Here is an 11,958-nt window from a genome sequence, read left to right as displayed (position 1 = left end):
AAACTCGCATTGAGGAAAGGGGCTGGGATTTGGGGGCTTATCGGTGGCGTCAGGGGCTGCGGCAAAGCAGCGCTGCCTTAACTTCCGTTTTCGGTCGGATATTTCATCAGATGGTTTTTGGTCCACTGATCAAGGGTGCCGTCTTCATCAAGTCTGTCGATCAGAATATTGATGTTTTTGATGTGGCGAACGCAGGCACTGCCGCGTGAAAACATCAGATGGACTTCATTGCGCGCAATTGGCGTTTCGGCGGGGATGACCGTATCGACCAGTTTGTCGCGATAGATGTTGGCCATGCCATCATAAAGCCCCAGCATGACGTAATCTGCCCGACCATTGAGCAGCACTTTGAAAATGTTGTTCCCGGTCGGGGAATACATCATGTCCAAACGTTGCTCGGCAAATTTATCAATATGATCGCCATAGCTGCCCCCTTGCGGGCGGGCACCGCGATAGCCGATCAGGTCATGCAGGCCATTGACGGCAAAGCGGTTGTCACGATGTTGAAAAATCATCACATCGTCATATGCAAACGGCTGGGTGTAGATAAAAGTGCGGTCGCGTTCAGCGGTGAAATAGGCCCCTGCAATGACATCAAGCTCGTTCTTCGCCAGCATCTGAAGCGAGCGGTTCCAGGGAACATCAAGCCTGAGTTCGAGCTGAATGCCATGGGCATCGGCATAGGCGCGCAGGATGTCGATGCCAAGCCCACTCTGTCGGCCGTTTTCTTCGATATAGGTGATGGGTTCCCAGCCATCGGCCCCGCCAACGCTTAGGGTTTTACAGCCCGAGAGAGCCCGGTCGCGATCAGTGGTGATCGGGGAACTGTTATCGGCAATTGCCGAATTGGTGATCAAAATACCAAGGCCGCCAGCCACAAAGGCAGCAAAAAGCGTTCTGGCGGCGCGTAACCACATTTCAGGGCACGCCATATCAGCCTCTGTCTTGGGAAATCTGTCTGCTATTACAGATTTGTCGGACGTCGTGGTTGCACAACTATCCGGAAGAGGTGGGATGCGATACTTTTGGGCGGGTTATTGTTGGTTTAATGAGAGACCAGTTATGGGAAACAAGGCGATATTGCGGTTAGTCATTCTTTCCACACGGGAACTCCGGCGAATTTGTGTGGATAAAACCACTTGTTGTCTTCAGGGGATGTTTCACGAACGACTTCTCTGCCGGAAATTTTACTTCTTTTCACTCTGACGGTGGAGTTTAGGTGCTCATCGCTTTTAACTTCACATTCGAAAACGCGATCAGCCCAGCTTTGATTTAAGAGATCATCTGCCCAATAGCCGACGAAACCCTTCAAATTTTCTAAACGTGCCTGTTCGCTACCTGCGATATGGAATAATTCTTCGTTTGTGTTTGGGGTGATAACTCCCCATGAAGAAGGCTTCGAAATCAACTTCATGCCATCTAAATAATACTCTTCTTCTTCCCAGCTGGAGAACTGCAATTTTTTGATTTGAAGATGCCCGGTGACGAAAATTTGATGTTCTTTTCTTTTTATTGGTCTTGGTTCTATTAGAATAGGAACGTTAGGTGTCTTATCGATTCTCATTTCTTTGAAAATCATATAACCATCTCCCCGGCCTAAATTTATGCCAGTTCCTGTTATGATGGCATTCCCTCCATATATTTTGAGTTGACCTACAGCAAGATTGTTAGTTGACTGCGAATCTAAAAATACACCGCATTTGCCGTAATGTAACTGTGCGTGTATTCCGTAGTATACGTACTGTTTTTTGTTCGTATTAATTTGTCCGATTTTAAATTGTTTTTTGTCTGCATATATGTGGAATGGTTTTATCCACATATCTATTTTCTCTATTCGTATTGTATTGCTGTTAATTAGCTTCTCTGCTGAGAAAATTACATCACCTAAGCGCCGCCGGATTGTTAATCTTCTGCCTACAAAATCAATGTCCCAGCTGCGGTGATTGCCAATCCATTCATTGTTTTTGATGCTAAAAAGTCGTTGGCCGGAACTGTCAAAAAACTGTGCATTGATATTGAGAAACTGATCGAGATTTTCGCTTTTTGAGAAGCAAAGTAGGTCTTTGCCATCAATATTTATAATTGATTGGAAGCCGTGGAAGCTCGTTGGTCCAAATTCGACAATCGCAGTTGGATGATCAGTTAAGTTAAAGAAGTTATGTCTGTTGGGTGCCAGGGGGGCATTAGACTTTTGAATTTGTTCGTAAGCGTTTTGTATTATCGCTTTTGACAGCACTCCATCTGTGGAATCTCTTTGATGATTTGGACAGAGAAGGCACATGTTGTCGGGGTTGTGTTCGGTGGCATCGACAAAACAAGGAAGTATGTGCTCGTAGGTGTAGATTGCTTGTCTGCACACCACGCAGCCAAACTTGGATCTTTGTCTAATCTCCCGCTTAACTTCTTCGGGAATGGTTCTGCTAAGCCCGTGTCTGTTCTTTTTTGACATGCTGTTCCTTATCGTCGGCCGGCGATTTGAGGCGCAGTATTTTAGGCAAAGAAAACTCTTTAGTGTTGTGGGTAGATGTGGGTCACGACAATCCAACGCCCTTAAGGATGATCCGCACGACGTTTTCCTTAGCCTCTGCAAATTGTTCTTCGCTAAGCGGCCTGTCACCATTGAAGATTTCGATCTGGCGGCCGAAGTCGGCGTAATGCTGGGTCGTGGCAAAGATCATATACATCAGGGAATAGGGTTCGATGTCATCCATCTTGCCCTCGGCGATCCAGCCCTTGATCACGACAACGCGGCTATCAAGCCAGTCCTTGACCGTGGTCGAGATATAGCCGGACGAAAATTTCGCCCCACGAATGATTTCATGGGCCCAAAGCCGCGAACCATAGGGGCGCGCACGCGACAAATCCATCTTGGCTTCGATATAGCCACGCAGGATCACGGCGGGGTCGGCGCTGTTGTCAAAGGTCATGGCTGCTTCCAGCCAGTGATCACAGACATCTTCCATGATCCGGCGATACAGCGCCTCTTTGGTGCTGAAATAGTAATGCACATTGGCCTTGGGCACATTTGCGGTTTCGGCGATGCGCGCGGTGGTCGCGCCCTTGAAGCCGAAATCGGCAAAAACCCGTTCGGCAGCAGCCAGAATTTGTTCTTCATTTTCCTGGCGGATAGCGGCCTTGTGTGCCCCGTTTGCTGCGGGTTTCGCACCAAACTGACTGTCCTGTTTCGAGACGCTTTTAAATGAGGTCATTCATGCTCTCTGATTTGTGTCATTTATCTTGACCGTTTGGTCAGGTTAAAATAACCTCTACCGCAAATATGCAAAAGAAACTTTTTTATGCGCGTCGCACTTGGCCCCGCACTTGTCCATGGTCAAGAGTCGGTTTTGTCCGAAATATCGAACAGCACCGATGAAAGATAAACAGAAAATAGACGCCGTAAATAAAAAACAGGGTCGCTGAAATGGTGTTTGACGGTCGAATATTCGAAACAATTCCCCGGTGGTGTTAAAGCTCTAGTGCATGGGCGTGTCTCATGCTAACGATTTTTGACTGCCCTTTTGGGCGCGCTGCTCCGGAAGTTGAATGTGCGACATATTGGTCACTTGATCAAATTGCCAGACAGCCGGAATAAAAGATGTCAGATGCCGGAAATACGGGTGCCCGCCACCTGTCCGGTGTCAGGGAAGCAATAAAAAAGGTACGGGAGACCTTTTATGACAGCCACCACGAAAATCAGCCGTCCGAACGATCTTTCGGCGTTCTGGATGCCGTTTACCGCCAATCGCCAGTTCAAACAGACCCCGCGTATGCTGGTCTCTGCCGATGGCATGTATTACAAAACCGACGACAATCGTGAAATCCTTGACGGGACTGCGGGCCTTTGGTGCTGCAACGCCGGTCACAAGCGTCCGAAAATCGTCGAAGCCGTCAAAGCACAGATGGACGAACTGGATTACGCCCCGGCATTCCAGATGGGCCATCCCAAGGCATTTGAACTGGCAAGCCGTCTGGCACAGTTGATGCCGGGCAACCTGAACCATGTTTTCTATACCAACTCCGGTTCTGAATCGGTTGAAACCGCGCTTAAAATCGCCCTAGCCTATCACCGTGCACGCGGCGATGGTCAGCGGACCCGTCTGATCGGTCGTGAACGCGGCTATCACGGTGTTAACTTTGGCGGTATCTCGGTTGGTGGTATTTCCGGTAACCGCAAAACCTTTGGCCAGATGCTTGGCGGTGTTGACCATATGCGTCACACCTATCTGCCGGAAGAAAACGGTGTTACCCGTGGTATGCCCGAACATGGTGCGTATCTTGCCGATGATCTGGAACGCATTTGCGCCCTGCATGATCCGTCAACCATCGCGGCTGTGATTGTTGAGCCGGTTGCCGGTTCGACCGGCGTTCTGATCCCGCCAAAGGGCTATCTGGAACGCCTGCGCGAGATTTGCACCAAGCACGGCATTCTTTTGATCTTTGATGAAGTCATCACCGGTTTTGGTCGCCTTGGCGCGCCGTTCGCCGTTGACTATTTCGGTGTTCAGCCCGATCTGGTCACGACCGCAAAGGGCCTGACAAACGGGACGATCCCGATGGGTGCGGTTTTTGCGACCGATGAAATTCATGATGCCTTCATGACCGGCCCGGACAACATGATCGAGCTGTTCCATGGCTATACCTATTCGGGCAACCCCGTTGCCTGTGCGGCTGGTCTTGCGACCCTTGAGACCTATGAAGAAGAAGGTCTTTATGAAAAGGGCAAGGAACTTGGTCAGTATTGGGAAGATGCGGTTCACAGCCTGATTGATCTGCCGTTGGTCAAGGATGTTCGTAACCTTGGTCTGATCGGTGCGATTGAACTTGAACCGATTGCCGGTTTCCCGACCAAGCGTGCATTTGGTGCGTTTCTCAAGGCGTTCGAGAAAGGCATTCTGATCCGCACGACGGGCGATATCATTGCGCTTTCGCCGCCGCTGATCATTGAAAAATCACATATCGATCAGCTGTTCGGAACGCTGCGCGACGTGCTTAAAGAGATCGACTAAATTGACTATCCTGTTCCCTGCCTGCATCGACGGGCAGGGAACAGATGGCTTGCAAGGCCCATAAAAAACAGACGGTTTTGCAACGCCACGGAGGAAACATCTGTTTCGCGATTTTTCTGATCGCGTCCCTTCTGGGAATAGACCCGCATAAAACAAAACAGGGTCTTTGGGGGCGCGAAAGGACATAAGTCCGTCAGACCACAAAAGTGGCTAGGACATAAAATATCAGATCAAGGAGGTATCTCGGATGTCAATGCTGAGAGGCGGCCTGATTCAAATGAGCCTGAAGGGTTCAACCGATCAGACCCCCGAAGAAATCCGCAAGGCCATGATCGAGGCACACTTGCCCCTTATTGAAGAGGCGGGTAAAAAAGGCGTGCAGGTCCTGTGCTTTCAGGAGGTTTTCACACAGCCCTATTTTTGTCCGAGCCAGGACAAGAAATGGTATGCCGCGGCGGAAAAAATCCCCGATGGCCCGACCACACAGCTGATGTGCGAACTGGCAGCCAAATACAAGATGGTGATTGTTGTTCCGATCTATGAGGAAGACATCACCGGTGTGTATTACAACACCGCTGCCGTGATTGACGCCGATGGCACCTATCTTGGCAAATACCGCAAAACCCATATCCCCCATGTCGCCGGTTTCTGGGAGAAATTCTTCTTCAAGCCGGGCGCATCGGACTGGCCGGTCTTTGAGACCCAGTATTGCAAGCTTGGCGTCTATATCTGCTATGACCGCCACTTCCCGGAAGGCTGGCGTGCGTTGGCACTCAATGGCGCAGAATATATCGTCAATCCGTCTGCCACGGTTGCAGGCGTCTCGGAATATATCTGGAAACTCGAACAGCCCGCATCGGCGGTTGCCAATGGCTGCTTTATCGGGGCGATCAACCGCGTTGGCCGTGAACAGCCGTGGGATATTGGCGAGTTTTACGGTCAAAGCTATTTCGTCAATCCGCGCGGCGAGATCGAGGCACAGGCATCACGCGACAAGGATGAATTGCTGGTACACGACATGGATATGTCGATGGTGCGTGAAATCCGCAATAACTGGCAATTCTTCCGCGACCGTCGCCCTTCGACCTATACCCGTTTGACGGACGGAAACTGACATCATGATACCGGCAAGCAGGCAAAGGCCTGCTTGCCGTTTTACTTTGACCAACATGGGCGGGCAATGATCCCGTCATCCCGGCAATGACCGGGCAGGGCCCAAACGGACCTGATCAAATGTTGGCAAAGCTCAGGGCAACGTCCCTGAAAGGAAGCTTCCATCGAATGTGCCAGAAACGCCATTTCATGACATTTCTGGTTCCGAGAGAGACATACGATCAGGGGAAACCCCATGACGCTAAAAGAAGTCGTCAATAACGTTGCTTCGATGCCCGCATCCAAGGACGCAGTTGTTGATATCAAAAATCTGTCGCTGACATTTCAGACGGCGGATGGTCCGGTTTATGCGCTTTCCGATGTTGATCTGACGATCAATGAAGGCGATTTCGTTTCCTTTATCGGCCCGTCGGGCTGTGGCAAGACCACGCTTTTGCGGGTGATTGCCGATCTGGAACGGGCGACCGGCGGCGATATTTCCATTAATGGCGTTTCGCCCGAACAGGCACGTGAAAACCGCGCATATGGTTATGTGTTTCAGGCACCGGCACTTTTGCCCTGGCGTTCAATTGAACGCAACGTGACCCTGCCGCTGGAAATCATGGAGATTTCCAAGGAAGAGCGGATCAAACGGGCGCATGATGCCCTTAAACTCGTTGAACTGAACGGGTTTGAAAAGAAATTCCCCTGGCAGCTTTCCGGCGGGATGCAGCAACGCGCATCGATTGCCCGTGCGCTTTCATTCGATGCCGATCTGCTGCTGATGGATGAACCGTTTGGCGCGCTTGATGAAATCGTGCGTGATCACCTCAATGAGCAGTTGTTGAAGTTGTGGGCGCGCACCAACAAGACGGTGGCCTTTGTGACCCACTCGATCCCCGAGGCGGTTTATCTGTCGACCAAGATTGTCGTCATGTCACCGCGTCCGGGCCGCATCATTGATGTGATCGAAACCGATTTCCCGCGTGACCGCAGTCTTGATATCCGTGAAACACCGGAATTCCTCGAAATTGCGCACCGGGTTCGTGAAGGTTTGCGTGCGGGGCACAGCAATGACGAGTAACACCGCCACCATGACCGGGTCCCTTGCCGGGCCGTCGATCTGGTCCCGAATGATGTCGGGGCAGACTGGTCCGGTTTGTGTTGTTCTGATTGCGCTGTTTGCTCTTTGGTATGTCGGGGCCATTTTCATGAATGCGCCGACCCAGATCGACAAATATACCCGCGCGGATCAAACCTGGACCACCAGCCAATTGATCGAAGATACCCTGGCACAGGAACGTCCGATCCTTCCGGCCCCCCACCAGGTGGCCGAGGAAATGTATAAAACCATCTTTGCCACCAAGATCACGTCAAAGCGGTCACTGGTTTATCATAGCTGGGTGACGCTTTCCTCGACCCTGCTTGGTTTTGGCATTGGCACCATTCTGGGCATTGTTCTGGCGGTTGGCATTGTCCATGTCATGACGCTTGAAAAAAGTCTGATGCCGTGGGTGATTTCATCGCAAACCATTCCGATCCTTGCCATTGCCCCGATGATCATCGTGGTTCTGGGGGCCATCGGGATCAAGGGCGTGGTGCCAAAGGCGGTGATTTCGACCTATTTGTGCTTTTTCCCCGTCACCATCAGCATGGTCAAAGGCCTGCGGTCGCCGCAAGTCATCCAGCTTGATCTGATGCGGACCTATAATGCCTCGAAATGGCAGACCTTCTGGCAGCTTCGCCTGCCGTCGGCGATGCCCTATCTGTTTGCCAGCCTGAAAGTTGCGATTGCGATCAGTCTGGTCGGTGCCATCGTTGGTGAATTGCCGACCGGTGCCCAGGCAGGGCTTGGCGCCCGTCTTCTTGCCGGCTCCTATTACGGACAGACCATCCAGATCTGGTCCGCCCTTCTGACTGCGGCCTTTGTCGCGGCCATGATGGTGGTGATTGTCGGATGGCTGGAACGTCGTGTTCTGGCCCGCATGGGGGTAAAGCCATGAACCAGATGAAACTTGATAAATTCTGTCTGGTTGGTGCGATTGCGGCTCTTTTGGCTCTGATCTTCCCGCTTGCCGGTGTTGATCTTGATACCGGCAAACAGGTTGCCTTTGTCGGCGATATTCCCGGTCTTGCCATTGCCATGGCGCTGTGTGTTATTGCCGGTGCGGCATTTACCTGGATTGGCGTGCGCTCGGTTCTTAGCGGGACCGTGTTGCTGGCCGTTGCCGTATTCGGGTGCTGGCAGGCGGTTTCGACCCTGTATGATCACGGGGTTGCCGGATATGCAGGAACCGGGTTCTGGCTGTTTATCATCTCGCTTTGGGCCTTTGTCTGGCGCGGGATTGATGTGATTGCCAATTACCGTTCTCTGGAAACGGCCAAGCAGCAAACCGCGAATGTGATTGTGCCGGTGGCCTTTGGCATGTGGCTGTTGTTTGTCTGGGAAGTTCTGGTTGCCGGATTTGGCGTGCCACAGGTTCTGTTGCCGCCGCCCAGCATGATCGGGGTACGGTTTGTGACCTCGACCGATGTTATGGCGGCCGATTTCTATCAGACCTTTGTGAAGGCGGTGCTGAGTGGCTATGTCCTTGGCTGCGGGTCGGCCTTTGTCATGGCGATTGCCGTTGACCGCGTGCCGTTCCTCAAACGCGGTCTTTTGCCGTTGGGCAACATGGTATCGGCCCTTCCGATCATCGGGGTCGCCCCGATCATGGTGATGTGGTTCGGCTTTGACTGGCAGTCAAAGGCAGCCGTGATCGTGATCATGACCTTCTTCCCGATGCTGGTGAATACAGTGACCGGGTTGAATGCGGCGGGGAAACTTGAACGTGACCTGATGGCGACCTATGCGTCGGGATACTGGTCGACCCTGTTCCGGTTGCGGTTGCCTGCGGCCATGCCGTTTGTGTTCAACGCACTTAAAATCAATTCCACGCTTGCGCTGATTGGCGCAATCGTCGCCGAATTTTTCGGCACCCCGATTGTTGGTATGGGCTTCCGCATTTCGACTGAGGTCGGGCGGATGAATATCGACATGGTTTGGGCAGAGATCGCTTTGGCGGCCCTTGCGGGGACCGCCTTCTATGGGGCCGTGGCTTATATCGAGAGAAAAGCGACGTCATGGCATCCATCATTTCGGGTACGTCGCCACTAAAGGCACAATCAAAGACGACCCGCCGGGAGGACTTGACTACAACCTGAGGAGACATCGACGAATGAAGAAATTGTTTGCGACTGCATTGGGGTTGAGTTTTGGTCTGACATCGCTTTCGGCGATGGCAGCAGATGAAGTAACCCTGCAGCTTAAATGGGTCACACAGGCCCAGTTTGCCGGGTATTATGTGGCTTTGGATAAGGGTTTCTACGAAGAAGCCGATCTTGACGTGACCATCAATCCGGGTGGCCCGGATATCGCCCCGCCGCAGGTGATTGCCGGTGGTGGTGCAGACGTGATCATCGACTGGATGCCGTCCGCACTTGCATCGCGTGAAAAAGGCGTGCCGCTGGTCAATATCGCACAGCCGTTTGCAAAATCGGGCATGATGCTGACCTGTCTTAAGGAAACCGGCGTTGCCAGCCCGGATGATTTCCCGGGCCGCACCCTTGGTGTCTGGTTCTTCGGGAACGAATATCCGTTCCTGAGCTGGATGTCGAAGCTTGGCATTCCGACCGATGGTGGGGATAAGGGCGTTACGGTTCTGAAACAGGGCTTTAACGTTGATCCGCTGCTTCAGAAGCAGGCCGATTGCATCTCGACCATGACCTATAACGAATATTGGCAGGTCATTGATGCCGGTATCACCCCGGAAGACCTTAAGGTCTTCAAATACGAAGACCAGGGTGTCGCGACCCTTGAAGACGGTCTGTATGTTCTTGAAGACAAACTCAAGGACCCGGCATTTGTCGACAAGATGGCGCGTTTCGTAGAAGCCAGCATGAAGGGCTGGATGTATGCGAAAGAGCATCCGGAAGAAGCAGCCGGTATCGTTCTTGAAAACGATGCGACCGGTGCCCAGACCGAAAAACACCAGATCCGCATGATGACCGAAGTTGCCAAATTGCTTGGTGATTCCGGCAAACTCGACGAAGCAGCATATCAGCGTACCGTTGACAGCCTGCTTTCGGGTGGTTCTGACCCGGTTATCACCAAAGAACCGGAAGGCGCATGGACCCATGCCGTGACCGACAAGGTCATGTAATCCGACTTTGATCTGTCTGGCGGTGGTTTCATGCCCCGCCAGACAGAATTACCTCCCGATCCAAATACAGAATTTGATGCCCCGGTGATGTTCGGGGAAACGGGTGAAATGCCGGGAAGGCCCGCAACTTTTCACCAAACAGACAGACAAGGAGCCACCCATGTCCATGGTTATTCGTGGCGGAACCATCGTTACCGCCGATCTGACATACAAATCCGATATCCTGATCGAAGACGGCAAAATTGCCGCGATCGGAAACAACCTGACCGGGGACAAGGTTATTGACGCCGATGGCTGCTATGTGATGCCCGGCGGGATTGATCCGCACACCCATATGGAAATGCCCTTTATGGGGACCTATTCCGCCGACGATTTCGAAAGCGGCACCAAGGCCGCAGTTGCCGGTGGCACCACCATGGTGGTGGATTTCTGCCTGCCATCGCCGAACCAGTCGCTGCTTGAAGCGCTTCAGGCGTGGGATAACAAATCATCCAAGGCGGTTTGTGACTATTCCTTCCACATGGCGATCACCTGGTGGAGCGAGCAGGTCTTTGACGAAATGAAGACCATCGTGCAGGAAAAAGGCATCAACACCTTCAAGCATTTCATGGCCTATAAAGGCGCGCTGATGGTTGATGATGACGAAATGTTCGCATCCTTCTCGCGCTGTTCGGAACTGGGCGCGATGCCGCTTGTCCATGCCGAAAACGGTGATGTGGTTGCGACCCTTCAGCAAAAATTGCTGGCCGAAGGCAATAACGGGCCCGAAGCCCATGCCTATTCGCGTCCGGTCGATGTCGAAGGCGAGGCATGTAACCGTGCGATCATGATTGCCGATATGGCCAATGTGCCGCTTTATATCGTGCATGTGTCCTGCGAACCGGCCCACGAAGCCATCCGTCGCGCACGCGCCAATGGCAAACGCGTGTTTGGTGAACCGCTGATCCAGCACCTGATCCTTGATGACAGCGAATACAAGAACCCGGACTGGGATCATGCCGCACGTCGCGTCATGTCCCCGCCATTCCGCAGCAAGGAACATCAGGACGGGTTATGGAACGGTCTGGCATCGGGCAGCTTGCAGGTTGTTGCGACTGACCATTGTGCCTTTACCACCGAACAGAAACGCTTTGGCGTTGGCGATTTCACCAAAATCCCGAACGGCACGGGTGGTCTTGAAGACCGCATGCCGCTTCTCTGGAGCTTTGGTGTTAATACCGGTCGTCTGACCCCGAACGAGTTCGTGGCGGCAACCTCGACCAATATTGCCAAAATCCTCAATATCTATCCGCGCAAAGGGGCGGTTCTTGTTGGGGCCGATGCCGATCTTGTGGTCTGGGATCCGAAGGCATCGAAAATCATCACCGCCGATCATCAGCAGTCGACGATTGACTACAACGTGTTCGAAGGCATCGAGGTGACCGGTCTTCCGCGCTATACCCTCAGCCGCGGCCGTATTGCCGCCGAAGAAGGCGTGGTTCTTGCCAAATGCGGCGACGGCGAATTCATCGCCCGCGAACCATATCCGGCCGTCAACAAGGCCCTTTCCAAATGGAAAGAAATCACATCGCCGCGTAAGGTCGAGCGCAGCGGTATTCCAGCTGGCGTCTAAGTCGCCATCTTATGTGATGAAACAGAAACGGGGCAGCCAATGGCTG

At 52.5% G+C, this 11,958-nt stretch carries 10 protein-coding genes; 7 read left to right on the top strand and 3 right to left on the bottom strand.

Annotated features, from left to right (window positions below; genetic code table 11):
• Positions 1 to 77: 77 nt before the first annotated feature.
• The 3 genes from TH19_RS06635 to TH19_RS06625 all read right to left on the bottom strand — a co-directional run bounded on the left by TH19_RS06635 (position 78) and on the right by TH19_RS06625 (position 3,209).
• Positions 78 to 932 carry a substrate-binding periplasmic protein gene (locus tag TH19_RS06635; protein ID WP_258547850.1) on the bottom strand — a complete coding sequence of 285 codons (855 nt, stop codon included), beginning with the start codon at positions 930 to 932 and terminating at the stop codon, positions 78 to 80.
• 158 nt (positions 933 to 1,090) lie between these two features.
• Positions 1,091 to 2,449 (bottom strand): hypothetical protein, encoded by a 1,359-nt coding sequence (locus TH19_RS06630; protein ID WP_114101568.1) that lies wholly within the window; start codon positions 2,447 to 2,449, stop codon positions 1,091 to 1,093.
• A gap of 82 nt (positions 2,450 to 2,531) precedes the next feature.
• Positions 2,532 to 3,209 carry a TetR/AcrR family transcriptional regulator gene (locus TH19_RS06625; protein WP_114101567.1) on the bottom strand — a complete coding sequence of 226 codons (678 nt, stop codon included), beginning with the start codon at positions 3,207 to 3,209 and terminating at the stop codon, positions 2,532 to 2,534.
• Positions 3,210 to 3,674: 465 nt separating this feature from the next.
• Here TH19_RS06625 and aptA point away from each other — a divergent pair, with 465 nt between their 5' ends.
• The 7 genes from aptA (at position 3,675) to hydA (ending at position 11,912) form a co-directional block, all read left to right on the top strand.
• Entirely contained in the window at positions 3,675 to 5,006 is a 1,332-nt protein-coding gene (gene aptA, locus TH19_RS06620) for an omega-aminotransferase AptA (protein ID WP_114101566.1), read from the top strand.
• Positions 5,007 to 5,253: 247 nt separating this feature from the next.
• On the top strand, positions 5,254 to 6,120 hold the full coding sequence (locus TH19_RS06615) for a nitrilase-related carbon-nitrogen hydrolase (RefSeq protein WP_068517972.1): 867 nt from the start codon (positions 5,254 to 5,256) through the stop codon (positions 6,118 to 6,120).
• A 270-nt stretch (positions 6,121 to 6,390) separates the two neighbouring features.
• Positions 6,391 to 7,182 carry an ABC transporter ATP-binding protein gene (locus TH19_RS06610; RefSeq protein ID WP_114101850.1) on the top strand — a complete coding sequence of 264 codons (792 nt, stop codon included), beginning with the start codon at positions 6,391 to 6,393 and terminating at the stop codon, positions 7,180 to 7,182.
• Complete coding sequence (locus tag TH19_RS06605; RefSeq protein ID WP_258547849.1) at positions 7,172 to 8,101, top strand: ABC transporter permease; 930 nt, start codon at positions 7,172 to 7,174, stop codon at positions 8,099 to 8,101. The genes TH19_RS06610 and TH19_RS06605 overlap by 11 nt, the downstream gene beginning before the upstream one ends.
• A complete protein-coding gene (locus TH19_RS06600) occupies positions 8,098 to 9,255 on the top strand; it encodes an ABC transporter permease (protein ID WP_114101565.1) in 1,158 nt (385 codons plus the stop codon). The genes TH19_RS06605 and TH19_RS06600 overlap by 4 nt, the downstream gene beginning before the upstream one ends.
• Positions 9,256 to 9,316: 61 nt before the next feature.
• Positions 9,317 to 10,300 carry an ABC transporter substrate-binding protein gene (locus TH19_RS06595; RefSeq protein ID WP_114101564.1) on the top strand — a complete coding sequence of 328 codons (984 nt, stop codon included), beginning with the start codon at positions 9,317 to 9,319 and terminating at the stop codon, positions 10,298 to 10,300.
• A gap of 160 nt (positions 10,301 to 10,460) precedes the next feature.
• Positions 10,461 to 11,912 carry a dihydropyrimidinase gene (gene hydA / locus TH19_RS06590; protein ID WP_114101563.1) on the top strand — a complete coding sequence of 484 codons (1,452 nt, stop codon included), beginning with the start codon at positions 10,461 to 10,463 and terminating at the stop codon, positions 11,910 to 11,912.
• The last annotated feature ends 46 nt before the right edge of the window (positions 11,913 to 11,958 follow it).

The sequence above is a fragment of the Thalassospira profundimaris genome (assembly GCF_003326675.1).
GTDB lineage: Bacteria > Pseudomonadota > Alphaproteobacteria > Rhodospirillales > Thalassospiraceae > Thalassospira > Thalassospira aquimaris.
The sequence above is the reverse complement of the archived record's forward strand: the minus strand, read 5'-3'. Positions and strand labels throughout refer to the sequence as shown.